The organism is Chitinophaga sp. RCC_12 (assembly GCF_041360695.1).
GTDB lineage: Bacteria > Bacteroidota > Bacteroidia > Chitinophagales > Chitinophagaceae > Chitinophaga.
On sequence record NZ_JBFUPS010000011.1, the window covers coordinates 35,022 to 59,875 of the forward strand.

The following is a 24,854-nucleotide window of genomic DNA, read 5'->3' on the forward strand; positions in this document are numbered from 1 at the left end:
CAGCTTTTTCTTCTGATTTACCGTAGATTTCGTTGAAGTCTACCAGTTCAATCAGCGCAACTTCTGCGTTATCGCCCACACGTTTACCCAGTTTAATGATACGGGTGTAACCACCAGGACGGGTAGCTATTTTCTCACTGATCGTGCTGAACAGTTCCTTGATAGCTTCTTTATCCTGCAGGTAGCTGAACACAATTCTACGGTTGTGGGTAGAATCGGTTTTGCCTCTTGTCAGCAGCGGCTCAACATACACGCGGAGGGCTTTCGCCTTTGCCAGTGTAGTGGTGATACGTTTGTGGCTGATCAGTTCGCAAGCCAGATTGGACATCAGGGCTTTACGGTGGGAAGCAGTTCTGCTTAATTTGTTTAATTTAACTCCGTGACGCATAACATTATTTGTTTTAACCCTTACACCGTGTCAGGAATTGCAAGGTACTTGTTAATTATAAAGTAGTTAAGCCAAAGCTATTGCGGATGCAACGGCTTTGGCTTAACAGATAAATACTATTCTTCTTCGAGTTTCAGTTTAGACAGATCCATACCGAAGTGCAGACCTCTTTCGCCTAATACCTGTTCAATTTCGCTGAGTGATTTCTGGCCGAAGTTTCTGAACTTCATCAGTTCTTCCTGTTCGTATTGTACCAGTTCGCTGAGGGAATTGATTTTAGCTGCTTTCAGACAGTTGAATGCACGTACGCTCAGATCGAGATCTTCGAGTGGTGTTTTCAGTATCTTACGCAGTTGCAGTGTTTGTTCGTCTACCACGTCTTCTTTTTCAGTGTCTTTGGTATCAAAGCTGATGTTTTCATCGGTGATGATCATCAGGTGCTGAATGAGGATACGGGAAGCTTGTTTCACTGCTTCTTCCGGATGGATAGTACCGTCGGTGATCACCTCCATAACGAGCTTCTCATAGTCAGTTTTCTGCTCCACACGGGTATTTTCTATGCTGTACTTTACGTTTTTGATAGGCGTAAAGATAGAGTCGATCGCGATGTAGCCGAATACTGCATCCTTGGGTTTATTTTCCTCAGCCGGAACATAACCACGGCCTTTACCGATAGTCAGTTCGATATCCAGCTTGGCAGAAGGATCCAGGGTGCAGATTAACAGCTCCGGATTCATGATCTGGAAAGCACTGGTGGCTTTTTCAATCATATCAGCGCGGAACTCTGTTTTACCCTTAATGGACAGTGTGATCTTTTCGTTCGTTACATCACTCTCTGAAATCCTCTTGAAACGAACCTGTTTCAGGTTCAGGATGATTTCAGTAACGTCTTCAGTAACACCTTTCAGTGTAGCGAACTCGTGATCGGCTCCTTCAATTTTAATACCCACAATGGCATAGCCCTCCAAAGAAGACAACAGTACGCGACGTAACGCATTACCGACAGTCACAGCATAACCTGGTTCTAATGGACGGAATTCGAATTGAGCTTCAAAGTCGGTAGACTTCTGCAATACGATCTTATCAGGTTTCTGGAAATTTAAAATTGCCATTGATATGATAGATTTATTTGTTAAATATGAGGTTAGTCCGTGACCTTTGGCCACGGACTAATTATTTATTACTTAGAGTACAATTCTACGATCAGTTGTTCCTTGATATTTTCAGGAACGCTCTCTCTCTCAGGATAAGCAATGAATACACCTTTCATTTCTTTCTCGTTCCAATCCAGCCAGCTGAACTTAGGATTTTTTCCACGGATAACGCTGGTCAGTGCAGAATTGTTTGCAGTTTTGTTTTTCAGGCTGATAACGTCTCCTGGTTTCAGTTGGAAAGAGGGAGTGTTAACAACGATACCGTTAACGGTAACGTGCTTGTGAGAAACCAGCTGACGGGCAGCGGGACGTGAAGGAGCGATACCGAGACGGAAAACGGTGTTATCCAGACGGGCTTCGAGCAGTTTGATCAATACTTCACCGGCAACACCTTTTCTGCGGGTAGCTTCATCAAACAGGTTACGGAACTGACGTTCCAGCAAACCGTAAGTGTATTTAGCTTTTTGTTTTTCTCTCAGCTGCAGTGCGTATTCGCCTAATTGTTTGCGTTTACGGTTAGCACCATGCTGACCCGGAGGGTTGCTGTTCTTACTTAAATACTTGCCATTACCGAGAATGGGCTCACCAAAAATTCTGGAAATTTTGGTTTTGGGACCTGTGTACCTTGCCATGTTTTAAATATACTTTAGATTTTTTAGTTAATGATGCATGCTCTTCAAAAAATCTGAAAACCTGATCATGCATCCATTTATTTAATAATATTACAACGTCCAGATACCAAACTTCTAATGAAATCTGGTATCTGGATGCTGTAAATATATATTACTATACTCTTCTCTTCTTAGGAGGGCGGCAACCGTTGTGTGGTAAAGGCGTAACGTCTTTAATCATGTTCACTTCGATACCGGAGTTAGCGATAGCGCGGATAGCACTTTCACGACCAGCTCCAGGGCCTTTTACAAATACATCTGCTCTTTTCAGACCTGAGTCCATTGCAACTTTAGCAGCATCCTGTGCAGCCAGCTGAGCAGCATACGGAGTGTTCTTCTTAGAACCTCTGAAGCCCATTTTACCAGCAGAAGACCAGGATATAACCTGACCATGCTTGTTGGTGATGCTCACGATGATGTTGTTAAAGCTAGCAGAGATATGAACATCTCCGTAGTTATCTACCTTTACTACTCTCTTTTTATTAGCAGCAGTTTTTGTATTATTTGCTTTTGCCATAATGATTTAAATTCCAAATATGAAATTCCGCATCCCAAATTACACGACTCACGGTCATTGAAACCCCTCAGATTCGGATTTGGGATTTCAACCTGGGATTTTATTTATTATTTCTTAGTTGCTTTTTTCTTACCAGCCACTGTCTTACGTTTACCTTTACGGGTACGGCTGTTGGTACGTGTACGCTGACCTCTTACCGGTAAGCCTTTCCTGTGACGCAAACCGCGGTAACAAGCGATATCCAGCAGACGCTTGATATTCATTTGCACTTCGGAACGCAGCTGACCTTCTACCTTAAACTCACCGTTGATAATGTTACGGATGGCAGCTTGATCATCATCATTCCAATCACGCACTTTTTTGTTTACATCAATTTCCGCCTTGTTCAGGATATATTGGGCGGTAGAACGGCCTATACCAAAGATATAGGTGAGGCCAATTTCTCCTCTTTTATTTTTAGGAAGATCTATACCGGCTATACGTGCCATATTTCTATTTTAGATTTTATGATTCTGATTAAAAAATCAAATTCCGTTAGGGAACCGATTAACCCTGGCGTTGTTTAAAACGAGGATTCTTTTTGTTGATCACCAACAAAACACCTTTTCTACGAACTATTTTACAATCCGCACTTCTTTTTTTGATTGCAGCTCTTACCTTCATGATTAATACTTTATAAAAGGTTATGATATTTGTTAAATTATTATTCCAATCCCCTCTACGCTGTTCCCACTTATTTGTATCTGAAAATTATACGGCCTCTTGACAAATCGTATGGGCTCATCTCCACGCCAACCTTATCTCCTGGCAGAATGCGTATGTAGTGCATTCTCATTTTTCCAGAAATGGTGGCCAGGATCTCATGCCCGTTTTCCAATTTTACACGGAACATAGCGTTCGACAAGGCTTCTAATATAATTCCATCCTGTTTAATGAGTGCCTGTTTTGCCATAAAAATTTTTAGGACTGCAAAGATAGCATTTATCTTTTGAAATAGAAAAATTTCCCCTGATTATTATTAATATTGCCAGTTTTTTTACCAAAACCTGTCGTTTTCACCCTGAAAGCCCCTGTTATATTAGATAAATCCAAAATCCTATACTAGTAATTTGAATTTAATTCGGGGTTGTTTTTCTCTTCTTTTTCTATATCCACATAGGTAGATAACACATCCGCCTTCCCTTTTCCAACAGCCACCGTATGTTCAAAGTGAACAGACGGGCTTCCGTCGCGGGTAGCGACTGTCCAACCGTCCTCCAGGTACTCCACGTCTTTCGAGCGGAGATTGATCATAGGCTCGATGGCTATCACCAGTCCTTCCTTCATCACCGGACCACTACCTCTTTTACCGTAGTTAGGCACCTGAGGGTCCTCATGCAGGTTCCGGCCGAGGCCATGCCCTACCAGTTCCCTTACTACGCCGTAACCGCGCTCTTTTTCGGTATATTCCTGTATTGCATAAGAGATATCACCTATCCTGTTACCAACAATTGCTTTTTCAATGCCTTTATACAGGGAAGCTTTGGTGGCAGTCATCAGGCGGAGTACGTTTTCAGGCACATTACCAATGGCAAAGGTGTAGGCGCTATCGGAATGGTATCCGTTCATGTATACTCCTACGTCCACGGTGAGGATATCACCGTCTTTCAGCACATATTTATTTGGAATACCGTGTACTACTTCTTCATTTACTGAAATGCAGCAGGCATTCGGGAAACCTTTGTAATTTTTGAAGGAAGGTGTTCCACCATTTTCAACGATAAACTTATCAGCAACAGCATCCACGTCCAGTGTAGTCATTCCCGGTTTCAGGGTCCTGGCTACTTCTGCCAGGGCTGCACTGAGAATCAGGGCACTTTTACGTATCAACTCTATTTCTTCCTTCGTCTTATAGTGAATCATAACATCCTTGTTTCTGTCGCTGTTAGTGATCAGCATCAGCTTTCTGCGTATGCTTTTAACTGAAGCTAAGGACTAACTGTTCTTTATTCAAAAATAATATAGCCACCAAAGCGGGAAAGCTTCTGTGGCTATTTTATTGTTCTTGTAACACTTTTGTGTTCAATTACTTATGCGTTAGCCGGGGCAGTTCTGCCTTTGATTCGGCCAGTGCTCATCAGTCCATCGTAATGGCGCATCAAGAGCTGGCTTTCAATTTGTTGCAGTGTATCCAGGATAACTCCCACCATGATCAGCAGGGATGTACCTCCGAAGAAAGTAGCAAAGTTGCTGTTCACTTTAAAGGCGGCAGCCAGGCCGGGCATGATACCCACTATTGCCAGGAAGAATGCGCCGGGCAAAGTGATACGGTCCATTACTGCACCAATGTAATCAGCGGTTGCTTTACCTGGTTTGATACCCGGGATGAATCCGTTATTACGTTTCATTTCATCCGCCATTTGGGTTGGATTGAAAATGAGCGCAGTATAGAAGTAGGTGAATACAATAACGAGCACCGCGTAAATGAGGTTGTACCAGCCGTTCGTGTGATCACTGAAGATGCGGATAAAGCCGGACGCACTTTCTGAGGAAGTGGCAAAGCCTATGGCAGTTGCAGGGATGAACATGATCGCCTGGGCGAAGATGATTGGCATTACACCGGCAGCATTCACTTTCAGGGGAATGAACTGGCGTACACCACCATATTGTTTGTTACCTACAATACGTTTAGCGTAATTCACCGGTATTTTCCTGGTACCCTGAACGAGCAGGATAAGGCCTACGGTGATTAAGATAAAGATGGCAATTTCAATGAGGAACAGGATCGGTCCACCCGCTTCACCTGCAACTTTACTGGAAAATTCTGCGACTAAAGCCTGTGGCAAACGGGCGAGGATACCCATCATGATGATGATGGAGGTACCGTTACCAATTCCTTTGTCTGTGATCTTTTCACCGAGCCACATTACGAACAGGGTACCTGCGGTAAGTAAAACGGTGGTAGAGAGCCAGAAGAAAAAGGTGCCATATTCGGCAATAATAGCGCCACCTGACTGATTACGCAGATAAGCAACGTAAGCACTCGCCTGGAAACCTGTTACGATCACTGTGAGGTAACGGGTGAACTGGTTAATTTTTTTGCGGCCGCTTTCACCTTCTTTCTGCATTTTCTGGAATTGCGGAACAGCTATAGTTAATAACTGGATGGCAATAGACGCAGAGATGTAGGGCATAATACCCAATGCAAATATGGAGGCCCTTGAAAACGATCCGCCGGCAAACATGTTAACCAAACCCAGGATACCCTGATTAGAATTTTTCTCAAAGTCGGTGAGCGCATTTGCATCAATGCCGGGCAAAGCGATATAGGATCCTACGCGGTAGATGAGGACCAGGAGCAGGGTGGTCAGGATGCGGTTACGCAAATCCTCAATACTCCAGATATTCTTAATCGTTTCGATAAATTTCTTCACAGGAAGATAAAGGTTTAATAGCGCTATTAAATATGAAAAGACGCACTACTCCGTAGGCGTCTCCTCAGTCGTAAAGTCTTATACCAGTTCTACTGATCCACCTGCTGTTTCGATGGCCTGTTTAGCTTTTTCGCTGATAGCGTTAACTTTAACAGTCACCTTTGTTTTGAGTTCGCCGTTAGCGAGAATCTTAACTTTAGCGGTTCTGTTAATCAGACCGTTCATGAACAAGGTTTCCAGATTAAACTCCTGGAGGCCATATTTCTCAACTAATTGATCCAGCTGACCCAGGTTGAAGATTTTGTATTCTTCACGGTTGTTATTTTTGAAACCGCGTTTTGGCATACGGCGTTGGATTGGCATCTGGCCACCTTCGAAGCCTCTTTTGCTCGCGTAACCAGCACGTTGCTGGATACCTTTGTTACCTTTTGTAGAGGTACCACCTTTACCGGAAGCCTCACCACGTCCAAGACGTTTTTCTTTATGTACAGCGCCTTGTGCAGGCTGTAATGAATGCAGATTCATAATTAATTGTTTTTACTTGCGCGGAAATTAACCGCTCGCTTTTATTCTAAAATAAAAATGGTAAAGTCACAAATGTAAAGGTAAGATTATCAACAGACAATCCCACAGCAGTGTTACTTAATTAAGCGTTAACTGTTTCTACCGTTACAAGGTGATTAACTTTACGGACCATACCCAGGATCTGAGGAGTTGCTTCTACTTCAACAGTAGCGTGCATTTTAGTCAGGCCCAGTGCCTTCAAGGTCAGTTTCTGCCTTTCCGGACGGTCTATACCACTTTTCACTTGAGTGATCTTAATCTTTGCCATAAACCCCTATCCGCTAAAAGCGGAGTAATTTAATTGTTAATGAATTATTTTCAAAATTTTCCGGAGGTACCCAGCTTTTCAGTGGGTATAAATCAACCGTTGAAAACTTTCTTCAGGGAAACGCCTCTTGTTTTGGCGATGCTGATTGGTTCGCGTAACATGCCTAAAGCTTTGAAGGTAGCTTTTACCACGTTGTGTGGATTAGCAGAACCCAGAGATTTAGCCAGTACGTCGGTTACACCAACGCTTTCCAGTACTGCACGCATGGAACCTCCTGCGATCACACCGGTACCGTGAGCGGCTGGTTTGATCAACACTTTGGCGGCGCCTTCTTTAGCAAACTGATCGTGAGGAATGGTACCGTGCATAACAGGAACCTTGATCAGGTTCTTCTTAGCATCGTCTATACCTTTGGTGATAGCCTGCTGTACTTCTTTGGCTTTACCAAGACCGTGACCAACAACACCGTTTTCGTTACCTACAACTACCAGTGCGGAGAAACTGAATGTACGACCGCCTTTAGTGGTTTTAGTAACACGGTTGATCGCCACTACTTTTTCTTTCAGCTCCAGATCACCAGCCTTTACTTTATTGAATGAATTCTTTGCCATTTTATTTTATAAGAATTACTTGTTCAGAATTATAAGATTCGGACCTCGTGATTAAAACTGAAGACCGCCTTCTCTTGCTCCGTCAGCTACGCTTTTCACGCGGCCATGATATAAATAACCACTTCTGTCGAAAACGCAGGTGGTGAGACCCAGTGCCAGTGCTTTAACAGCCAGCGCTTTACCTACCAGTACAGATTTTTCGCTTTTGTTACCTGCCTGTGCTTTGATATCCTTATCACGGGAAGAAGCGGAAGCCAGGGTAGTGCCATTGGTATCGTCGATCAACTGCACATAGATATCGCTGTTGCTGCGAAATACAGATAATCTTGGTTGCTGTGCAGTACCGGAAATTTTCTTACGGATGCGGTAGCGGATTTTCTGTCTCCTGTTAACTTTTGTGCTCATTTTGAGTTTTATTTTATTACCCCGATGCTGCCGGGGTATCTGTTAAAATCAGCTAACCAGCTATAGTAGCTGATTAGCCAATTAAATATTTTACTTACCGGCTGATTTACCAGCTTTCTTACGTACCACTTCATCGCTGTAGCGAACACCTTTACCTTTGTATGGTTCTGGTTTACGCAGACCGCGGATCTTAGCGGCTACCTGACCCAGCAACTGGTTATCGATACCTTCCAGCATGATCTTAGGGTTCTGACCTTTTTCAGTCAGGGTAGCTACCTTCAGTTCTTTCGGAATTTCGAAAACGATATTGTGAGAGTAACCTAAAGCGAGATCCAGTAACTGACCGTTGTTTGTTGCTTTATAACCAACACCCACCAGTTCCAGTTGTTTTTTGAATCCATCAGTCACACCCAGAACCATATTCGCCAGTAAAGAGCGGTATAAACCGTGGAGTGCTTTGTGGCGGATCTGTTCGGTTGGGCGGACAATTGTTAAAACGCCGTCCTTCACGTCAATCTTCATGTCCCTGTCGATGTTCTTTTTCAGTTCACCTTTAGGGCCTTTTACGGTTACTTCATTGGAAGGGGAAACAGTAACTGTAACTCCGCTAGCCAATTTGATAGGACTTTTACCTATACGAGACATAACTTTAATTTAAAGTTGTTTGATATTGATGTACCGGTTATCCGTGTTCAGCGCCGTATAGAGAGCTTAATTGTCAGATAACTTAAGTGAATGACTGGTTGGGTAACAACCAGTCATTCAATATATTAATAGATGAAGCAAACTACTTCGCCACCTACATTTTGAGCTTTTGCTTCCTTATCGGTCATTACACCTTTGGAAGTAGAGATAATCGCTACGCCTAAACCGTTCTTCACGCGCTTAAACTCTTCTGGTTTAGCGTACTGACGCAGACCTGGGCGGCTGATGCGTTGTAATTCCTTGATAGCGGGTTCTTTAGAGATCGGATCGTACTTCAAAGCGATTTTGATTACGCCTTGTTTAGTATCTTCTTCAAATTTGTACTTCAGGATATAACCTTTGTCGTACAGAATTTCTGTAATGCGTTTTTTCAGCTTGGAAGCCGGAATTTCCACAATCCTGTGGGTGGCCATTTGCGCGTTCCGGATACGTGTCAGGAAGTCTGCTATTGGATCAGTAACCATTGTTGTAATAGTTTGATAAATGTTTACAATGCGATATCCAATCGTAATAAGATGGGAATCAAATAACTTTTTCGGGATTTAGGCCTCCGGTAAACCGGAAGTTAAACACCTTGAATTACCAGCTGGCTTTTCTAACGCCAGGGATTTTACCTGCGAGAGCCAGGTCACGGAACATGTTCCTGCAGAGGCCGAAGTGACGCATGTATCCTTTAGGACGACCGGTCAGCTGGCATCTGTTGTGCAGACGAACAGGGGAAGCATTTTTTGGAAGTTGATCCAGTGCAGCGTAGTCACCGGCAGCTTTCAGGGCAGCGCGTTTTTCTGCGAACTTAGCTACCATAGCTTCTCTTTTCCTTTGTCTGGCTTTTACGGATTCTTTTGCCATAATTATATTATCGTTTCGATTTACTGATTATCTTTTTTCATACCCTTGAACGGCATACCCATTTCCTTCAGGAGCTCGTAAGCTTCTTCGTTGGTGTTTGCAGTGGTAACGAAGGTGATATCCATACCGGACATTTTCGTTACTTTATCGATATCGATTTCAGGGAAGATGATTTGTTCGGTGATACCCATAGTGTAGTTACCACGACCGTCAAAAGCTTTTTCGTTCACACCTTTGAAGTCACGTACACGTGGGAGGGATACAGCGATCAAACGATCCAGGAAGTCGTACATATTAGTGCTGCGTAAAGTTACACGTGCACCGATAGGCATGTTCTTTCTGAGTTTGAAGTTGGAGATATCCTTTTTAGACATGGTAGCGATAGCTTTCTGACCAGCGATGCGGGTCATTTCGTCTACTGCGATGTCTACCAGTTTCTTATCACCTACTGCACCATTGATACCCTGGTTCAGGCAAATTTTTACCAGGCGAGGAACCTGCATAACACTTTTGTAGTTGAATTTCTTCATCAGTGCAGATTTAACTTCCTCGTGGTATTTAGTCTGCAGTCTCGGAGTATATTTTGTGTTTGACATTATTTAATTTCCTCCCCTGATTTTTTAGCGATACGAATTAATTTACCGTTTTCTCTCTGCCTGTTAACCCTGGTAGGTTTACCAGTTTTAGCATCCCACAGCATTACATTAGAGATGGCGATAGGAGCTTCCTGCTTAACAATACCACCTTTGGTATTCTGGGCAGTTGGCTTCGTGTGCTTGGTAATAATGTTAACGCCTTCTACAAGAATGCGGGCTTTCTCAGGATTCACTTCCAGCACTTTACGCGCTTTGGTTCTATCCTTGTCATCACCGGCAATTACCGCAACCAGGTCGCCTTTCTTAATGTTAAATTTAGGCTTAAATCTAGTTTTCATTACTTTGATTTATTTATAAACGCCAAGCGAAACAATAGTTTCGCTTGATTAATGTTTTTTCTCGTTTTGCAAACGGGCTGCAAAGATAAGAAATATTTTCGGATTTCGGGATTTTGGCTTTTTTTGATAAAAATCATAAAAATTCCAAAATCCCTGTACCGCTATATCTTTATAATACCTCAGGAGCGAGGGAGATAATTTTCATATAACCCTTGTCTCTCAGCTCACGTGCAACCGGACCGAAAATACGGGTACCGCGAGGTTCGTCTGAGTTATTGAGCAGTACAACCGCGTTATCATCGAAACGGATATAAGAACCATCTTTACGACGTAATTTGTTCTTAGTTCTTACGATTACAGCTTTGGTCACCATACCTTTCTTCACACCGCCACCTGGCATTGCGTCCTTAACGGTTACTACAATTTTATCGCCTACGCCAGCGTAGTCCTGACCGGAGTTACCTAATACGCGGATGCACAATACTTCTTTGGCACCGCTGTTATCAGCTACACTCAGTCTTGATTCTTGTTGTATCATCGAAATGAGATTTGATATTGTTTAGTCAGCGGCTGGCACCGGGGTTGCCGGCAGCAGCTTGAAACAAATAAATAATTATTTTACTTTAGCGATTACTTCTACCAGTCTCCAGCATTTGTTCTTGCTTAGAGGGCGTGTTTCCGCGATTTTCACGGTATCGCCTATGCTGCACTCGTTTTTATCGTCGTGCGCCATGAACTTGGTAGTTTTTTTCACGAATTTACCATAGATCGGGTGCTTTACCTTACGCTCCACCTTAACGGTAATGGTTTTATCCATTTTGTTGCTGGCAACCACACCAATCCTGGTTTTTCTTAATTTTCTTTCGGTCGTCATTGTTGAAAGTATTTAACCCTCCGTGAGGAGGTCATAAATTGTATTATACTAATGCTATGTCAGCAGTCCCGGTATCACCGGGACTGAAGAATCAGAAGCCCAGTTGTCTTTTACGCAGTTCGGTATTCATCCGAGCGATATCGCGTCTTACGGCGCGGATGCTCATTGGATTTTCGATTGGCGTAATTGCGTGACCAAAGGTCATTTTTTTCAAGCGGAGTTCTTCTGCAGAGATTTTCTCTTTCAGATCTTGTTCGCTCAGGCCTTTCAGTTCCAGCTTTTCTTTTGCCATTGTATTGAGTTTGATTCGGTTAGCTGCCGGGGCAGTGTTACCGGATTTTTAGTTATTGTGTACCTGTAATTAAGCTACGAAGTCGCGGCTGGTTACAAATTTTACTTTAATGGGCAGTTTCTGTGCTGCGAGTTCCATTGCTTCTTTTGCTACCTGTAAGGAAACGCCATCAGCTTCAAATAAAATTCTACCTGGCTTTACAACTGCTGCCCAATGGTCAGGAGCACCTTTACCTTTACCCATCCTCACTTCCAAAGGCTTAGCAGTGATAGGTTTGTCAGGGAATATGCGGATCCATACGTTACCTTCACGTTTCATGTGCCTTGTCAGCGCAACACGTGCAGCTTCGATCTGCCTGTCGGTGATCCACTTAGGTTCTAATGCTTTAAGACCGAAAGTACCAAAGGAGAGGGTAGCGCCTCTTTTAGCGTTCCCTTTGATGCGGCCTTTGTGCATCTTCCTGTGTTTCGTTCTTTTTGGCTGTAACATCGTCTATGTTGTTAATGTTAATAGTAATTGTTAATGTCTGCTTAACCGCCAGATACTATCTGCGGCCACCGCCACGGTGTTCTCCACCGCCTCTTCTTTCGCCACCACCGCGGTTGTCTCTGCGTTCACCGTGATGTTCTCTTCTTTCGCCGCCATGACCAGTACCACGGTTATCACCTTCTTTACCGGTTAAAACGTTCGGGTTCAGATCGCGTTTACCCAGTACTTCACCTTTACAGATCCATACTTTGATACCGATTTTACCATAAACGGTTAAAGCGAACAGGGAAGCGTAATCGATGTCCATACGGAAAGTATGTAAAGGCACGCGACCTTGTTTCATTTCTTCGGAGCGGGCAATTTCAGCACCACCTAAACGGCCGCTGATTTTAACCTTGATACCTTCAGCACCCATTCTCAGAGCGGTAGCAATCGCCATTTTGATAGCACGTTTGTAGTTGATACGGCTTTCAATCTGTTTTGCGATTGTTTCAGCAACGATGTTAGCATCCATTTCGGGACGACGGATCTCCAGGATGTTGATCTGTACATCTTCTTTGCCTGTCAGCTTCTTCAGCTCTTCCTTGATGCGATCAACTTCGTTACCGCCTTTACCAATGATGATACCAGGCTTAGAAGTATGAACAGTGATGATTAACTTACCTAAAGTTCTTTCGATCACAACTCTTGAGATGCCACCTTTGTTGATACGGGCATTCAGATAAGTTCTGATCTTGTTATCTTCGATCAGTTTAACAGCAAAGTCTTTTTTGCTGCCATACCAATTAGAGTCCCATCCTCTGATGATACCTAACCTGTTACCAATAGGATTTGTTTTCTGACCCATGTTCTGGTTATTTGTCTATTAGTTTAATAGTTTTGTTTCTATTTTGTTTCCGGTTTGCACTGAATTACTGTGCTTTACCGTCCACTACGATCGTTACGTGGTTACTTCTCTTGCGGATACGGTAACCCCTTCCCTGTGGAGCCGGGCGCATTCTTTTCAGGGTGCGGCCGCCATCAACAAAAACGGTTTTCACGATCAGGTTAGCATCTTCTACCCTTGCACCTTCGTTCTTCACTTTCCAGTTGGCGATAGCGGATATCAGCAACTTCTCTAAAGGTACGCTTGGGTGTTTCGGATGGAATTTCAAAATATTCAAAGCCTTTTCCACATCCAGACCACGGATTAAGTCCGCGAGCAAACGCATTTTGCGGGGAGATGTAGGATTATTATTCAGCTTAGCTACTGCTTCCATTGTTATTAATTTCTTTTATTATTTAATGTCTGACGTCTGGTGTTTGATGTTCCGGTTTGAAACGAATACTTCAAACCTCAAACCTCAGACTATAATTTACATTTTCTTGTTTACGTGTCCTCTGAAGTTACGTGTAGGTGCAAATTCGCCCAGTTTATGACCAACCATAAATTCCGTTACATAAACAGGAATAAATTTGTTGCCATTATGAACAGCGAAAGTGTGACCAACGAAATCAGGAGTGATAGTAGAACGACGGCTCCAGGTCTTGATAACAGAACGCTTGGTACCGGTATTCATCTTTTCAACTTTTGTTTCTAATTTCAGGTCTACGTAAGGACCTTTTTTTATGGAACGAGCCATGTCTTACTGATTTATGATTTTTCAAACCCGGGATCCGGTATTGCTACCGGAGCCCTGATTCAGAAATACTATAATTTTTTACCGTTTTTTCTGCTAATGATCAGCTTATCAGAACTCTTATGCGGTTTTCTGGTTTTCAGACCTTTCGCATATTTACCAGTTCTTGATCTTGGATGGCCTCCGGAAGATTTACCTTCACCACCACCCATTGGGTGATCCACAGGGTTCATAGCCACACCACGGTTGCGGGGGCGGATACCTCTCCAACGGTTAGCACCTGCTTTACCGATGGATTGCAGTGCGTGGTCGGAGTTAGAAACAGTACCTACGGTTGCTTTACAAGTATTTAATACTTTGCGGAGCTCGCCGGAAGGCATTTTCAGTACGGCATACTTTTCTTCCTTGTTGGACAGCTGTGCGTAAGCGCCGGCGCTTCTTGCGATTGCACCACCTTTACCAGGCTGCAGCTCGATGTTGTGCACAACAGTACCCAGTGGCATATTCTTCAGTGGTAAAGCGTTACCTACTTCAGGAGCTACGTCGGAGCCGCTTATAACGGTACCACCAACCTGTAAGCCCTGTGGAGCAATGATATAACGTTTTTCACCGTCAGCATAGTTTACCAGTGCGATGAATGCGCTACGGTTAGGATCATATTCGATCGTTTTAACTGTAGCAGGTACATTCTCTTTATCACGTTTGAAATCAATTACACGGTATTGTTTCTTGTGACCACCACCTATGTAGCGCATGGACATTCTTCCTTGCGCATTTCTACCGCCGGTCCTTTTGATGGGCTCCAGCAGGCTTTTCTCAGGGGTATCCGATGTCAGCTCAGCGTAAGCGTTGCCTATTTTCCAGCGGGTACCGGCCGTCATTGGTTTGAACTTCTTCAGTGCCATTACTTCCTAAAAAGTTAAATGTTGTTATTAAATATAAATAGTGATCTGTATATACATCCACATCCCGGCTGTTCAGGCCGGAACGGCACTACATGTTAGCATACAGATCTATAGTTTCACCACTTGCAACGGTAATGATCGCCTTTTTGTAAGACGGTTTTTTACCTGCGATGAAACCGGCTTTAGTAAAGCGGAATTTTGCTTTACCTGGCATTACAGCAGTATTTACTTCTGCTACGGTTACGCCGTAAAATTCTTCTACTGCTTTCTTAATCTCCAGTTTGTTGGCTTTTTTGTCAACAATGAAGTAGTAGCGGTTGAATTTTTCGGTTGCTTTGTTAACCTTTTCGGATACCACCGGTTTGATTAAAACGTCAGAAAGTTTCATCTTCTTTATAGCATTAAGCTGTTGGCGTTAGCCGCAAGCTGTTATTTAATTGGTTTTGACATCCTATGCTTCCGCTTCTGCAGGCTCTTCAGTGAAGATCTTTGCAGCGCTTTCTGTGAACACGATATAATTGCTGTTCATGATGTCGTAAGTGTTTACGTCGCTCAGTACAGTACCGTCTACAGTAGGAATGTTTCTTAAAGACAGGTAAACATTGTCATTGTATTCAGGCGTGATGAACATAGTCTTTCTGCCTTCAACATTGATGTTCAGATTCTTCAGGAAGCCAACGAATTGTTTGGTTTTTGGTGTTTCGAGCTGCAGATCTTCAACAATGATGATGCTGTTTTCTTTAGCTTTTACTGACAGGGCGGAGATCTTTGCGAGATCTTTCACTTTTCTGTTCAGTTTGAAACCCCAACCGTGCGGTTTTGGTCCGAAGATGGTACCACCACCTTTATACAATGGGTTACGGATGTTACCTTTACGGGCGCCACCGGTACCTTTCTGTTTGTGCAGTTTGCGGGAAGCACCTTGTACTTCAGCTCTGGTTTTTACCTTGTGGGTACCCTGACGCTGAGCAGCCAGGTATTGTTTAACAGCCAGGTAAATTACGTGGTTGTTAGGCTCAACACCAAAGATCTCCTCAGGAAGATCAATAGTCCTTCCGGTTTTCTTACCTTCTATATTTAAAATATCGATTTGCATGTTACTTCTGGATTAAAACGATTGAACCAATGTGGCCGGGAACGGAACCACTTACCAGGATATAATTCTTTTCAGGGAATATTTTCACGATCTTCAGACCTTTCACTTTCACTCTTTCGTTACCTGTCTGGCCGGCCATACGCATACCCTTGAAAACGCGGGAAGGATAAGAGGATCCACCAACAGAACCAGGAGCCCTGCTTCTATCGTGCTGACCGTGGGTAGCTTCACCCACACCACTGAATCCGTGGCGTTTTACAACACCCTGGAAACCTTTACCTTTGGAAGTGCCTACAACGTCAATTGTTTCACCTTCTGCGAAGATTTCGCAGGTGATAGATTCACCGAGGGCTTTCTGTACGTCCGGGTTGCGGAGTTCTTTTACAAAACGTTTGGGAGAGGTGCTTGCTTTCGCGAAGTGACTGCTTTCTGCTTTAGTGGTGTGTTTTTCTTTCTTCTCACCGAAAGAAACCTGAATTGCATTGTAACCATCTGACTCCAGGGTTTTTACCTGAGTTACAACGTTGGGACCCGCTTCGATAATGGTAACAGCAGTTTGCTTACCATTAGACTCGAAGATACTGGTCATACCAATCTTTTTGCCAATAATACCTTTCATTTTTTATATGATTTTACCCAGCGCCTGGGGGATTTCGTGCTATCCCCAGGATGGGCGGTTTAAATACATTTATTGGGCGGCCGCCCAGAAGGCGCGACCTATGTTTGCTTGTTAAAATTGCTATCCTGCTGGTAATCAACATGATAACCATAAATCAATAAAAGGCCGGCCTTTCGCCCGCCTTGCTGTTGTCCTATGCTTTAATTTCAACTTCCACTCCGGAAGGCAGATCGAGCTTGCTCAGCGCGTCTACAGTTCTGGAAGAAGACGTGTAAATATCCAGTAAACGTTTGTGTGTACACAGTTGGAACTGCTCGCGCGCTTTCTTATTTACGTGCGGAGAACGTAATACTGTAAATATTTTCTTCTCGGTAGGTAAAGGAATTGGACCTGTTACCACGGCACCCGTGTTACGCACGGTTTTAACGATCTTCTCAGCAGACTTGTCTACCAGGTTATGATCGTAGGACTTCAGCTTGATTCTTATTCTCTGAGACATATGCAATGAACTTCTTCTTGTTTTTTCCCAATACAATTTGGGAGGGCAAAGGTAACCCGTTTTTTCTATTTGGCAAATAAATCTCAGGAAAAAATAAAAGAAACCGGGCAAGGGGCTGGCTCCGGCGGCGAAAGAGGTGCGGTAAAAATGCTGTTACCGGGGAGGACGGCTTCAGAAACCATTCATTGTGTGTATGTTAAGCCTTAAGGTAACTTCACATGCCCCGTTTCGACAAATATAGGAAAACATATTTCAAAACCAAAAAAAGGAGAATTTCTTTACAATTTTTTTCCCGGGAGATGGAAAACGGAACAGATAGCTCTCAACAGGATCCGGGAACGGGAATCCGGGAAACATAGGATTTTTCTTCCCCCTGTATAGCCCTGTCAGGACGAGATAGTGCATAGGGAGTGCATGCTTAGTGCATGAGGAGTGCATCAGGAGTCCATCAGGAGTCCATGCTAACAGTATTCATACTGCATAGATAGTCCAGGGTATACGCAGGTTTGAGGCATGGGAGAAATATCAGTGAGGTAACCGCTGCCCTGGAAGGCAACTTCCCCGGTGTAAGGATCAAAAATACCAGCAGCGCGGCTGACAGGCTCCATAAATCCTTACTTCAGGAGGAAGCGGGGCCATCCCTGGCTGATGACAATAACCCAAAAGAGAAAGGGCTGTTCCCGCTTACCTGGAACAACCCTTTCTGAATAATTGAAATGGTTTGATGACTTGTTGGTCAATCGACCCAACAATGATTAGAGTGGTAAACCACCTAATAATGACTTAACTAATCCTAAGATTAATGCCAGCAGTTGATTCAGTAAATCCATGGAAAAAGGTTTTTATAAGATACTGCCTACTCTATTACCTGGTTTTCGGCGATGCCCAGTTGTTATTCAGTTAACACGTCTAAATTAAAAGCTCTCATTCAATATCCGGCCGTTCATTTTATTCATTCCAATTCAATAGCAATTATTTGTTCATTTAGCCACCATAGCCATGTTACGCGGATACTGCCAACAAAAAAAAGAGGCTGTTCTGGTATTGAACAGCCTCCGGATGATGTTGTAAGGGAAATAGTATCATTTAAGTACGGAACAATCCCTTACCGAAAGGAGTCCTTATTACAGGCCACCCAGCAGAGATTTCAGCAGGGCAATCAGCGTTGCCAGCAGTTGATTCAGTAAAGCCATAAGATAGTTTTTACTACGGGTGACACCTACTCTCTTTATTTGGTTTTCGGCAATCCCATGTACACTTCTTGTTTTAGTGCCTGCCGAAATTAATGGCTATTCACAGAATTCCGTTCGTTCATTTTGTTCAGTTCGGTATCCTGATATTATACTGTTCAATAGGCCGCCATGGCCTGCTTACATTAAAAGAAAAAGCCCCGGTAAACTATACCGGAGCTTTTTGTTCAGAAGTTGTTAAATCAGCTTCCTGTCTGAAGCGCGATTCGTGATTCACCGGTAATAAGCATTGTATTTACATTACGGAACCATATGCAGGTACTTTCATATGTTACAACCTCGGCCGGGGTTAGTGCTAACTAACAATACAGGTTAAATGCCGCCAAGCGCAGACACCAGCAGCGCCAGCAATCCTGTCAGAAATGTGTTTAAAGCATCAAGGATCATAAGGTGTTGTTTTCATTTGGGCCTACTCTTACTTGTGATTTTCGGCAATTTAATTAATTAATATCCTTGTGTAACAAGGTGCAAAATTACAGTGCGCCAGCAACGGTTGCCAGGAATTTCAGCACTGCCAGGAGAATAGAGTTTACCATATCTGGAGTTTTATGGATGTAATGCTTACTCTGTTCCGGGTTTTCAGCTTCCCCCTGTCTGCGCCTTCACAGACAACTACTAAAATAAATGGTTCCGGCTTAAAAGCCTCCGTTCAGTTAATTCATTTCTGCTTCTGCTGTTCATTTTATTCAGCGCCCTTAAAAGACAGGACTCCTTATAACAGCAGCGGCGGCAATAATCATTGCCGCCGCTGCTGTTGAATTTGTATTATATACTAAATTATTTTCCTGTTTCTTCCCTGTAAATCTGTTTCGCCTTTGCTGAAGGCAGATAGATCTGGAAACCTACACCCAGATTCAGCCTGTTTGAAGTGGTAGAGCTGCCAAAACCTACTGTGAGATCGTATTTCAGCAATCCTTCCAAACCAATATTAGGGGTAATAAAATAGGAAATGCCAGGTCCTACACCTATATTAAGACCGTTGGTTGAAGCCCCGTTAGCAACGTTGGTACCTGCAAAACCAACGTTTCCTTCCACGAAGAAACGGGTACGTTTGGAGAATTCCAGTTTCCTTACATTTTTATCCTCCACAAAATAACGGGCAAGTGCACCTACGCCGTAGTTTGTATTGGTACCCGGGTTATCAGTCGTCAAACCAAAGTTTACGTAGCCTCCCAATGCAAGACCATCCCTGATAAACCAGGCCGCTTTTGGTGTGAGATCCATACTAAACTGGGTGCTTTCTTTCTGGAAATTTAAACCCAGGTTGCCCAGGGTACCACCTACCATAATATTTCCTTTCTGAATCTGGGCGTTAGCAGCAGAACCAAACAATACAGCCGCAAGTGCAAGGGTTAAGAGACGAATTCTTTTCATAGTCTGATTTTTAGTTTTAACAATTTACATGTTGAATGAATAAGAAATTAGCACGCAAACGCTTTCCGTTTGCAACTAAAGCTGCTGATCAGCCGTAAAAAAATAAAGGCAGGGGATAATGGGGAGTAGTCTTACCTCGTCAAACAAACATCATCACAGTTAACAATACGTATTGTAGCACAAAACTACTGAAAATGAGTCTAATATGTGCGCATCTTTCAAAAAAAATCTAAAAAACACCTTATCAGATCCCTTCAGATATTATACTTATTCGATTCATTATTACTATAACATCCAGAACTTAAATGTTGTTGTATAAAAACCTGAATCAATAGAAAAGAAAAGGGAGATCATCCAGCCATAGCCAGTCAGGACATACCTTTCAGCAGATCGGCATGCGTACAGAAAGTTCCGTTTTGTTGCAGGAAATCAAGGAATAAATCCATCTTTTGCTGCATTCTTTTACCGGATACGCGCCTGATATAGCCAGGTAATTCATACGCGTTGATGTCGCTCAACTCCCAGGGATGGAAGTAAAAAGAAAGGTAGGAGTCCTTCTTCAAAATTCTTTTACTGAAATGCCGGGTTACCCACAGGGGCATATTTTTCACACTCAGCCAGAACAGGGGATACCTGAGAAAAGGGGATACAGAAGACGGAATGATCCAGGTATCCTGGTCTTTGAACACGGTTCTCGGCAGATGCCGGTTATTGTATCTTCCGGGAAGCCAGGTGGGGTTCACCGAGGCATCGTACAGGTAGCCGGCCGCTTTCAGCGCCTGCATATTTACTTTACGGAGGCGGGGCATGCGAAACCCCTGTACCGGCTGACTGCTGATTTCCTGCAGCGCCAGGCGGGAACTTTCCAGGTCCGCTTCTGTAAAAGAGCTATGATAATAGGCATGAGAGGCTATTTCATGCTTTATTGCTATTTGCCTGATCAGTTCAGGATAATGTTGTGCCCAATAAGCGGTAACGAAAAACGTAGCGCGTACATTGTATTTGTCAAATAAAGCCAGTGTGGCCAGCAACCCGCTCCTGGAAACTTCCAGTTTCTCCTGGAGGGTTACCTGCTGGCCGAATTCTTCGGGGATATCAAATTCCTCCACGTCCACACTAATCAGTATCCTGTTTCTTTGTTCCATAAAAATTTAAGCAGCCGATGAGCCGAAAACAATCCTGCAATAATTCATCATTTCTTTCATTAAAAGTTTCACCCTGAAAGATGAAAACTGGATGCCCGGCCGGCAAGATACTGCGACTGCGCCAATTTTGAGATGGGAACGTTTGCCTGCGTGGTATAAAAATTCGCTGTCGTACAGGAAGCCATTGATGCGGGTGGAGAGCAGGACATTCTTTCCATAGGCATTAAAGCCCTTTAAACCGGCCTGTGCGTCTTCTACTTTGAGGTCCAGCACTACCCGGTTCAACAGGCGGCTGATGCGGGTAATTATACGGCGTTTGCGGGGTAACTCACGGAGATAGGCTTCTCCCCTTTCTCCCGCTACCACATCCAGGCCCTGCATTAGACGATCGTAGGCTTCTTTTACCGCTGATACGCCAAAGGGGAAATCGAGGTCGGTATACACCTGGAAAGTGTGTTGTGAGCGCTTTACGCCTTCCCTCACTGCGTATCCTTTACCGCGGTTACGGGAATAGCTGATGATAATGATGTCCGGGATAGCTGCCTCCAGCCAGCTGATATGCTGCCGGGTAAAGTTTTTTACAGAGCCGTCGTTCACCAGGATGAGCTGAACGGGCGCGGTTCCCATGAGGTTGGTTATTTCGTGGTAATGCCTGATAAGTGATTCCACCCAGGGGCCCGACGGGTTCCAGCAGGGCAGAATCAAATCCAGACCGGGAGTTAACGTAACCATTTCCCCCGAGGTATGTACCACAGTTGTAGGAGGTGCTTGTAATAACGCTGATGACATAATTCAAAGGCTATCAGTAAATAATACCGGTTGAGATGGTTTATATGCTATACCTATGACGTCGAAAGAGAAACCTCCCCCTATCACCGGGGGGTTAAATAATAAAAAAGGTCCTGTAAAACAGGACCCTGGCAGTTAGCAAAAAGTAAATTGCAGTTGTAGGTTATCGTTATTGTAAAATATCGAATATTCTTGTCATGGCAATAGCATGTTCATGTCAGTTAGTGCTATAAAAGCAGAAAGGTTGTTCCGCTTTGGCAGAACAACCTTTCCGGTATAAAAGAAACTATGATTAAGCGTTTACTTTGCCTTTCACTTTAGCTACCACTTCTTCCGCTACGTTATTCGGAGCAGGAGCATAGTGGGAGAATTCCATGATAGAGCTTGCACGACCGGAAGACAGGGAACGCAGCTGAGTTACGTAACCGAACATTTCGCTCAGTGGCACTTTAGCTTTGATTACCTGAACACCGTTTTTGGAGTCCATACCTTCCAGCATACCACGACGACGGTTCAAATCACCTGTAACATCACCCATGTATTGATCCGGAGTAAGTACTTCTACTTTCATGATTGGCTCCAGCAATACTGGTTTAGCTTTACGGGCAGCTTCACGGAAAGCGGATTTAGCGCACAATTCAAATGACATCGCATCAGAATCCACCTGGTGGTAAGATCCGTCGAACAGACGAACTCTCAGGTTCACCAGCGGGAAGTTAGCGAGTACACCCTGGTTGAGGGATTGTTCGAAACCTTTCTGAACCGCAGGGATGAATTCTTTAGGGATGGAACCACCAAAGATATCATTGATGAACTGGAAGGATTTACCTTCATTTTCTTTCAGCCATTCTGCGTCTGCAGGTCCGATTTCGATCTGGATATCCGCGAACTTACCACGACCACCGGTTTGTTTCTTGAATACCTCGCGGTGTTCAACTTTGGTAGTCAGTGCTTCTTTGTAAGCAACTTGCGGCGCACCCTGGTTAACTTCTACCTTGAATTCGCGACGCATACGGTCAACGATGATTTCGAGGTGAAGCTCACCCATACCAGAGAGGATAGTCTGACCGGTTTCTTCGTCAGTTTTAGCTCTCAGGGTAGGATCTTCTTCTACCAGTTTAGAGATAGCCAGACCCATTTTATCAACGTCTGCCTGAGTTTTAGGCTCGATAGCGATGTGGATAACCGGTTCAGGGAAAGTCATTGATTCCAGGATAATCGGTGATTTTTCATCACACAGGGTATCACCGGTTTTAATATCTTTAAAACCAACAGCAGCACCGATATCACCAGCTTCGATGAAATCGATCGGGTTCTGCTTGTTAGCGTGCATCTGCATGATACGGCTGATACGTTCGTTTTTGCCGGTACGGGTATTGAGTACATAAGAACCCGCATCCAGGTGACCGGAGTAAACCCGGAAGAACGCCAGACGACCTACGAAAGGATCGGTTGCGATTTTGAAAGCCAGTGCAGACAGCGGAGCTTTAGCATCTGGTTTACGTTCAACTTCTTCACCGGTGTCAGGGTTGGTACCTTTAACCGCTTCAACGTCCATTGGAGAAGGCAGGTAACGGCAAACCGCATCCAGCATTTTCTGAACGCCTTTGTTTTTGAAAGAGGAACCGCACATCATCGGGATGATAGCGATATCGATAGTAGCTTTACGGATAGCTTCGTGGATCTCGTCTTCAGAAATTGAATTCGGATCTTCGAAGAATTTCTCCATCAGTTTGTCATCGTATTCAGCAACTGCTTCCACGAGTTTAGCTCTCCACTCTTCTGCTTCAGCAACCATGTCTTCCGGAATAGGAATTTCCTGGTAAGTAGCACCTTTACCTTCTTCGTCCCAGATAATACCTTTCATGGTAATCAGATCTACCACACCTTTGAAGCTGTCTTCAGCTCCGATTGGTAATGTTAAAGGTACCGGGTTAGCGCCCAGCATTTCTTTAACCTGTTTAACCACGTTCAGGAAGTCAGCGCCGGAACGGTCCATTTTATTAACGAAACCGATACGTGGTACACGGTAGCGGTTAGCCTGGCGCCAAACGGTTTCAGACTGAGGTTCAACACCGGATACAGCGCAGAACAATGCCACCAGACCATCCAGTACACGGAGGGAACGTTCTACCTCTACGGTAAAGTCCACGTGACCCGGGGTATCGATGATATTGAATTTATATTGTTTGGTATCAGGTAAGGCTTTACCTTGTAAGGTTGGAAAATTCCAGAAACAAGTGGTTGCCGCAGATGTGATGGTAATACCTCTCTCCTGCTCCTGTGCCATCCAGTCCATTGTAGCAGCACCCTCGTGCACTTCTCCAATTTTGTGGGATTTACCTGTATAATACAGGATACGTTCTGTGGTAGTGGTTTTACCCGCATCGATGTGCGCCGCAATACCAAAGTTCCTTTGAAATTTTAAGTCTGCCATAATATTAAAGTGACTAAATAATGCAATTTGGGGGGCAAAGGTAACTTATTTTTGACAATAAATAAAATGACCTTCTTTTCCAAATTGTTATTTCTTTTTAACAAGCGCGGGCGTTATTCACATTAAATTTAATAACGATAAATAGTTCCCCGAAAACCAGTTTTTAGATGGTAGCAACCACTTGTATATGAAATTCAACCAAACGTTAAATTAGCATTTTCCGGGTGCCATAATTCTGTCATATTCGTAGTAAGTTATAAAAAGGATATACCCACTGAAGAAGAATGCTAGTAAAACAGTCCAAAAGTAGAATTGAAATATCGATTTCCCTAAAAATGAAAAACAACATGAAATAAAAGTTACTCAACGCGCTTGTATAACAGGCTGATACCTTATTTACTATTGTACCCTTTCCTGTCCCGGCGCTGTAGCGGTTCCCGAACACTTATTTACTTATAACCATACATAATATGAGAACAATTGTACTCAGATGCACTCACGCACTGTTGCTGCTGATGTGTGCCTGTATTTCGTCCTCCGCCCAGGTAGCACTTAAACGACAGGTAGTTGCCGTCACAGGTGGTTCCGCTGTCATCCAGAACATCCAGTTCCAGTATACCGTAGGAGAGCCCATTATTTTACCTGTTACAGATGGCAGGGTGTTGCTCACGCAGGGATTCCAGCAACCCGAAGATTTTTCAAAGCTGACGCCCGGCGTAAACCCGGTAAAGAGCTACCTACTGTTCCCCAATCCTGCAATTACCAATACCAGAATTGTATTTGACCTGCTGTCGAAAGTCAGTGTAACGATCGAACTGATTAACCCCGCCGGTCAGGTGATACATCACCAATTCCTGGAAATGGGTCCGGGTAAAAGCACGGTGGTATTGCCTGTGAACCATTTTGCCGCAGGTATTTACACCGTGATGCTGAACGTAAGCGGAAATGTATTCTTCGAGAAACTCATTGTGCAATAACACTACACAA

General features: G+C 43.8%; 35 protein-coding genes and 1 pseudogene. 2 read left to right on the forward strand and 34 right to left on the reverse strand.

What is annotated here, in order from left to right; translation table 11 throughout:
• Positions 1–37: 37 nt before the first annotated feature.
• The 30 genes and pseudogenes from rplQ to rpsJ form a co-directional block, all read right to left on the reverse strand.
• Positions 38–388: pseudogene (rplQ, locus tag AB6805_RS26470) on the reverse strand (50S ribosomal protein L17); the annotation flags it as partial.
• 116 nt (positions 389–504) lie between these two features.
• Positions 505–1,500 carry a DNA-directed RNA polymerase subunit alpha gene (locus tag AB6805_RS26475; protein WP_079470750.1) on the reverse strand — a complete coding sequence of 332 codons (996 nt, stop codon included), beginning with the start codon at positions 1,498–1,500 and terminating at the stop codon, positions 505–507.
• Positions 1,501–1,568: 68 nt separating this feature from the next.
• Positions 1,569–2,174: a 30S ribosomal protein S4 gene (rpsD, locus tag AB6805_RS26480; RefSeq protein ID WP_079470751.1), complete on the reverse strand. Its 606-nt coding sequence runs from the start codon at positions 2,172–2,174 to the stop codon at positions 1,569–1,571.
• 154 nt (positions 2,175–2,328) lie between these two features.
• Entirely contained in the window at positions 2,329–2,730 is a 402-nt protein-coding gene (gene rpsK, locus AB6805_RS26485) for a 30S ribosomal protein S11 (protein ID WP_079470752.1), read from the reverse strand.
• A gap of 107 nt (positions 2,731–2,837) precedes the next feature.
• Positions 2,838–3,218 (reverse strand): 30S ribosomal protein S13, encoded by a 381-nt coding sequence (rpsM, locus tag AB6805_RS26490; RefSeq protein WP_089903187.1) that lies wholly within the window; start codon positions 3,216–3,218, stop codon positions 2,838–2,840.
• 58 nt (positions 3,219–3,276) lie between these two features.
• Positions 3,277–3,393, reverse strand: a complete 117-nt coding sequence (rpmJ, locus tag AB6805_RS26495) for a 50S ribosomal protein L36 (protein ID WP_073083232.1) — start codon at positions 3,391–3,393, stop codon at positions 3,277–3,279.
• Between the two features lie 70 nt (positions 3,394–3,463).
• The gene (gene infA, locus AB6805_RS26500; protein WP_012789309.1) at positions 3,464–3,682 is read right to left on the reverse strand and encodes a translation initiation factor IF-1; all 219 of its coding nucleotides are present in this window, start codon (positions 3,680–3,682) and stop codon (positions 3,464–3,466) included.
• A 149-nt stretch (positions 3,683–3,831) separates the two neighbouring features.
• On the reverse strand, positions 3,832–4,632 hold the full coding sequence (gene map / locus AB6805_RS26505; protein WP_370912468.1) for a type I methionyl aminopeptidase: 801 nt from the start codon (positions 4,630–4,632) through the stop codon (positions 3,832–3,834).
• A 167-nt stretch (positions 4,633–4,799) separates the two neighbouring features.
• Positions 4,800–6,143: a preprotein translocase subunit SecY gene (gene secY / locus AB6805_RS26510; protein ID WP_079470755.1), complete on the reverse strand. Its 1,344-nt coding sequence runs from the start codon at positions 6,141–6,143 to the stop codon at positions 4,800–4,802.
• A 78-nt stretch (positions 6,144–6,221) separates the two neighbouring features.
• Positions 6,222–6,668 (reverse strand): 50S ribosomal protein L15, encoded by a 447-nt coding sequence (gene rplO, locus AB6805_RS26515; RefSeq protein ID WP_370912469.1) that lies wholly within the window; start codon positions 6,666–6,668, stop codon positions 6,222–6,224.
• 121 nt (positions 6,669–6,789) lie between these two features.
• Positions 6,790–6,975, reverse strand: a complete 186-nt coding sequence (gene rpmD, locus AB6805_RS26520; RefSeq protein ID WP_079470757.1) for a 50S ribosomal protein L30 — start codon at positions 6,973–6,975, stop codon at positions 6,790–6,792.
• Positions 6,976–7,067: 92 nt separating this feature from the next.
• Positions 7,068–7,586 (reverse strand): 30S ribosomal protein S5, encoded by a 519-nt coding sequence (gene rpsE / locus AB6805_RS26525; protein ID WP_079470758.1) that lies wholly within the window; start codon positions 7,584–7,586, stop codon positions 7,068–7,070.
• 51 nt (positions 7,587–7,637) lie between these two features.
• Positions 7,638–7,991 carry a 50S ribosomal protein L18 gene (gene rplR / locus AB6805_RS26530; protein ID WP_370912470.1) on the reverse strand — a complete coding sequence of 118 codons (354 nt, stop codon included), beginning with the start codon at positions 7,989–7,991 and terminating at the stop codon, positions 7,638–7,640.
• Between the two features lie 90 nt (positions 7,992–8,081).
• Positions 8,082–8,636 carry a 50S ribosomal protein L6 gene (rplF, locus tag AB6805_RS26535; protein WP_370912471.1) on the reverse strand — a complete coding sequence of 185 codons (555 nt, stop codon included), beginning with the start codon at positions 8,634–8,636 and terminating at the stop codon, positions 8,082–8,084.
• A 125-nt stretch (positions 8,637–8,761) separates the two neighbouring features.
• The gene (rpsH, locus tag AB6805_RS26540) at positions 8,762–9,160 is read right to left on the reverse strand and encodes a 30S ribosomal protein S8 (RefSeq protein ID WP_089903208.1); all 399 of its coding nucleotides are present in this window, start codon (positions 9,158–9,160) and stop codon (positions 8,762–8,764) included.
• A gap of 115 nt (positions 9,161–9,275) precedes the next feature.
• Positions 9,276–9,545, reverse strand: coding sequence for a 30S ribosomal protein S14 (rpsN, locus tag AB6805_RS26545; RefSeq protein WP_079470762.1), 270 nt, complete (start codon positions 9,543–9,545; stop codon positions 9,276–9,278).
• A gap of 20 nt (positions 9,546–9,565) precedes the next feature.
• On the reverse strand, positions 9,566–10,141 hold the full coding sequence (gene rplE, locus AB6805_RS26550; protein WP_079470763.1) for a 50S ribosomal protein L5: 576 nt from the start codon (positions 10,139–10,141) through the stop codon (positions 9,566–9,568).
• A complete protein-coding gene (gene rplX / locus AB6805_RS26555) occupies positions 10,141–10,479 on the reverse strand; it encodes a 50S ribosomal protein L24 (RefSeq protein WP_370912472.1) in 339 nt (112 codons plus the stop codon). Before rplX ends, rplE begins: the two co-directional genes overlap by 1 nt.
• A 169-nt stretch (positions 10,480–10,648) precedes the next feature.
• Positions 10,649–11,017, reverse strand: coding sequence for a 50S ribosomal protein L14 (rplN, locus tag AB6805_RS26560; protein ID WP_079470765.1), 369 nt, complete (start codon positions 11,015–11,017; stop codon positions 10,649–10,651).
• 75 nt (positions 11,018–11,092) lie between these two features.
• Positions 11,093–11,353, reverse strand: a complete 261-nt coding sequence (gene rpsQ, locus AB6805_RS26565) for a 30S ribosomal protein S17 (RefSeq protein ID WP_079470766.1) — start codon at positions 11,351–11,353, stop codon at positions 11,093–11,095.
• A gap of 91 nt (positions 11,354–11,444) precedes the next feature.
• On the reverse strand, positions 11,445–11,645 hold the full coding sequence (gene rpmC / locus AB6805_RS26570) for a 50S ribosomal protein L29 (protein WP_079470767.1): 201 nt from the start codon (positions 11,643–11,645) through the stop codon (positions 11,445–11,447).
• A 69-nt stretch (positions 11,646–11,714) separates the two neighbouring features.
• Positions 11,715–12,134, reverse strand: coding sequence for a 50S ribosomal protein L16 (gene rplP, locus AB6805_RS26575; RefSeq protein WP_106527847.1), 420 nt, complete (start codon positions 12,132–12,134; stop codon positions 11,715–11,717).
• A gap of 55 nt (positions 12,135–12,189) precedes the next feature.
• Positions 12,190–12,981 (reverse strand): 30S ribosomal protein S3, encoded by a 792-nt coding sequence (gene rpsC, locus AB6805_RS26580; RefSeq protein WP_079470769.1) that lies wholly within the window; start codon positions 12,979–12,981, stop codon positions 12,190–12,192.
• Positions 12,982–13,045: 64 nt separating this feature from the next.
• Positions 13,046–13,393 (reverse strand): 50S ribosomal protein L22, encoded by a 348-nt coding sequence (rplV, locus tag AB6805_RS26585; protein ID WP_079470770.1) that lies wholly within the window; start codon positions 13,391–13,393, stop codon positions 13,046–13,048.
• A gap of 96 nt (positions 13,394–13,489) precedes the next feature.
• Positions 13,490–13,756 (reverse strand): 30S ribosomal protein S19, encoded by a 267-nt coding sequence (gene rpsS / locus AB6805_RS26590; RefSeq protein WP_079470771.1) that lies wholly within the window; start codon positions 13,754–13,756, stop codon positions 13,490–13,492.
• 68 nt (positions 13,757–13,824) lie between these two features.
• Complete coding sequence (rplB, locus tag AB6805_RS26595; protein WP_079470772.1) at positions 13,825–14,658, reverse strand: 50S ribosomal protein L2; 834 nt, start codon at positions 14,656–14,658, stop codon at positions 13,825–13,827.
• Positions 14,659–14,746: 88 nt separating this feature from the next.
• Complete coding sequence (gene rplW, locus AB6805_RS26600) at positions 14,747–15,046, reverse strand: 50S ribosomal protein L23 (protein WP_079470773.1); 300 nt, start codon at positions 15,044–15,046, stop codon at positions 14,747–14,749.
• Between the two features lie 63 nt (positions 15,047–15,109).
• The gene (gene rplD / locus AB6805_RS26605; RefSeq protein ID WP_370912473.1) at positions 15,110–15,754 is read right to left on the reverse strand and encodes a 50S ribosomal protein L4; all 645 of its coding nucleotides are present in this window, start codon (positions 15,752–15,754) and stop codon (positions 15,110–15,112) included.
• 1 nt (position 15,755) lies between these two features.
• A complete protein-coding gene (gene rplC, locus AB6805_RS26610; RefSeq protein WP_079470775.1) occupies positions 15,756–16,373 on the reverse strand; it encodes a 50S ribosomal protein L3 in 618 nt (205 codons plus the stop codon).
• A 193-nt stretch (positions 16,374–16,566) separates the two neighbouring features.
• A complete protein-coding gene (gene rpsJ / locus AB6805_RS26615) occupies positions 16,567–16,872 on the reverse strand; it encodes a 30S ribosomal protein S10 (protein WP_012789286.1) in 306 nt (101 codons plus the stop codon).
• A 506-nt stretch (positions 16,873–17,378) separates the two neighbouring features.
• On the opposite strand from rpsJ, the gene AB6805_RS26620 reads away from it, so the two are divergent.
• Complete coding sequence (locus AB6805_RS26620; protein ID WP_370912474.1) at positions 17,379–17,579, forward strand: hypothetical protein; 201 nt, start codon at positions 17,379–17,381, stop codon at positions 17,577–17,579.
• A 1,320-nt stretch (positions 17,580–18,899) separates the two neighbouring features.
• Here AB6805_RS26620 and AB6805_RS26625 read toward each other — a convergent pair.
• The 4 genes from AB6805_RS26625 to fusA form a co-directional block, all read right to left on the reverse strand.
• A complete protein-coding gene (locus AB6805_RS26625) occupies positions 18,900–19,496 on the reverse strand; it encodes a hypothetical protein (protein WP_370912475.1) in 597 nt (198 codons plus the stop codon).
• 368 nt (positions 19,497–19,864) lie between these two features.
• Positions 19,865–20,641: a polysaccharide deacetylase family protein gene (locus tag AB6805_RS26630; RefSeq protein ID WP_370912476.1), complete on the reverse strand. Its 777-nt coding sequence runs from the start codon at positions 20,639–20,641 to the stop codon at positions 19,865–19,867.
• A 6-nt stretch (positions 20,642–20,647) separates the two neighbouring features.
• A complete protein-coding gene (locus AB6805_RS26635; RefSeq protein ID WP_370912477.1) occupies positions 20,648–21,373 on the reverse strand; it encodes a glycosyltransferase in 726 nt (241 codons plus the stop codon).
• A 349-nt stretch (positions 21,374–21,722) separates the two neighbouring features.
• Positions 21,723–23,867, reverse strand: coding sequence for an elongation factor G (gene fusA / locus AB6805_RS26640; RefSeq protein ID WP_370912478.1), 2,145 nt, complete (start codon positions 23,865–23,867; stop codon positions 21,723–21,725).
• Positions 23,868–24,337: 470 nt separating this feature from the next.
• Between fusA and AB6805_RS26645 the strand changes: the two genes are divergently transcribed.
• Entirely contained in the window at positions 24,338–24,844 is a 507-nt protein-coding gene (locus tag AB6805_RS26645) for a T9SS type A sorting domain-containing protein (RefSeq protein WP_370912479.1), read from the forward strand.
• Positions 24,845–24,854 lie beyond the last annotated feature (10 nt).

Coding starts and splice junctions, on each gene's coding strand:
- rplP (WP_106527847.1), bottom strand. CDS start 12,134: ATGTTACAGCCAAAAAGAACGAAACACAGGAAGATGCACAAAGGCCGC.
- rpsJ (WP_012789286.1), bottom strand. CDS start 16,872: ATGTCTCAGAGAATAAGAATCAAGCTGAAGTCCTACGATCATAACCTG.
- rpmD (WP_079470757.1), bottom strand. CDS start 6,975: ATGGCAAAGATTAAGATCACTCAAGTGAAAAGTGGTATAGACCGTCCG.
- rplC (WP_079470775.1), bottom strand. CDS start 16,373: ATGAAAGGTATTATTGGCAAAAAGATTGGTATGACCAGTATCTTCGAG.
- rpsQ (WP_079470766.1), bottom strand. CDS start 11,353: ATGACGACCGAAAGAAAATTAAGAAAAACCAGGATTGGTGTGGTTGCC.
- rplV (WP_079470770.1), bottom strand. CDS start 13,393: ATGGAAGCAGTAGCTAAGCTGAATAATAATCCTACATCTCCCCGCAAA.
- rplX (WP_370912472.1), bottom strand. CDS start 10,479: ATGAAAACTAGATTTAAGCCTAAATTTAACATTAAGAAAGGCGACCTG.
- rpmC (WP_079470767.1), bottom strand. CDS start 11,645: ATGGCAAAAGAAAAGCTGGAACTGAAAGGCCTGAGCGAACAAGATCTG.
- rpmJ (WP_073083232.1), bottom strand. CDS start 3,393: ATGAAGGTAAGAGCTGCAATCAAAAAAAGAAGTGCGGATTGTAAAATA.
- rpsE (WP_079470758.1), bottom strand. CDS start 7,586: ATGGCAAAGAATTCATTCAATAAAGTAAAGGCTGGTGATCTGGAGCTG.
- AB6805_RS26630 (WP_370912476.1), bottom strand. CDS start 20,641: ATGGAACAAAGAAACAGGATACTGATTAGTGTGGACGTGGAGGAATTT.
- fusA (WP_370912478.1), bottom strand. CDS start 23,867: ATGGCAGACTTAAAATTTCAAAGGAACTTTGGTATTGCGGCGCACATC.
- rplW (WP_079470773.1), bottom strand. CDS start 15,046: ATGAAACTTTCTGACGTTTTAATCAAACCGGTGGTATCCGAAAAGGTT.
- AB6805_RS26635 (WP_370912477.1), bottom strand. CDS start 21,373: ATGGTTACGTTAACTCCCGGTCTGGATTTGATTCTGCCCTGCTGGAAC.
- AB6805_RS26645 (WP_370912479.1), top strand. CDS start 24,338: ATGAGAACAATTGTACTCAGATGCACTCACGCACTGTTGCTGCTGATG.
- AB6805_RS26475 (WP_079470750.1), bottom strand. CDS start 1,500: ATGGCAATTTTAAATTTCCAGAAACCTGATAAGATCGTATTGCAGAAG.
- rpsC (WP_079470769.1), bottom strand. CDS start 12,981: ATGGGTCAGAAAACAAATCCTATTGGTAACAGGTTAGGTATCATCAGA.
- infA (WP_012789309.1), bottom strand. CDS start 3,682: ATGGCAAAACAGGCACTCATTAAACAGGATGGAATTATATTAGAAGCC.
- rpsN (WP_079470762.1), bottom strand. CDS start 9,545: ATGGCAAAAGAATCCGTAAAAGCCAGACAAAGGAAAAGAGAAGCTATG.
- rpsK (WP_079470752.1), bottom strand. CDS start 2,730: ATGGCAAAAGCAAATAATACAAAAACTGCTGCTAATAAAAAGAGAGTA.
- rplD (WP_370912473.1), bottom strand. CDS start 15,754: ATGCAAATCGATATTTTAAATATAGAAGGTAAGAAAACCGGAAGGACT.
- map (WP_370912468.1), bottom strand. CDS start 4,632: ATGATTCACTATAAGACGAAGGAAGAAATAGAGTTGATACGTAAAAGT.
- rplF (WP_370912471.1), bottom strand. CDS start 8,636: ATGTCTCGTATAGGTAAAAGTCCTATCAAATTGGCTAGCGGAGTTACA.
- rplE (WP_079470763.1), bottom strand. CDS start 10,141: ATGTCAAACACAAAATATACTCCGAGACTGCAGACTAAATACCACGAG.
- rpsM (WP_089903187.1), bottom strand. CDS start 3,218: ATGGCACGTATAGCCGGTATAGATCTTCCTAAAAATAAAAGAGGAGAA.
- rplB (WP_079470772.1), bottom strand. CDS start 14,658: ATGGCACTGAAGAAGTTCAAACCAATGACGGCCGGTACCCGCTGGAAA.
- rpsH (WP_089903208.1), bottom strand. CDS start 9,160: ATGGTTACTGATCCAATAGCAGACTTCCTGACACGTATCCGGAACGCG.
- AB6805_RS26625 (WP_370912475.1), bottom strand. CDS start 19,496: ATGAAAAGAATTCGTCTCTTAACCCTTGCACTTGCGGCTGTATTGTTT.
- rplN (WP_079470765.1), bottom strand. CDS start 11,017: ATGATACAACAAGAATCAAGACTGAGTGTAGCTGATAACAGCGGTGCC.
- rplO (WP_370912469.1), bottom strand. CDS start 6,668: ATGAATCTGCATTCATTACAGCCTGCACAAGGCGCTGTACATAAAGAA.
- rpsD (WP_079470751.1), bottom strand. CDS start 2,174: ATGGCAAGGTACACAGGTCCCAAAACCAAAATTTCCAGAATTTTTGGT.
- rplR (WP_370912470.1), bottom strand. CDS start 7,991: ATGAGCACAAAAGTTAACAGGAGACAGAAAATCCGCTACCGCATCCGT.
- rpsS (WP_079470771.1), bottom strand. CDS start 13,756: ATGGCTCGTTCCATAAAAAAAGGTCCTTACGTAGACCTGAAATTAGAA.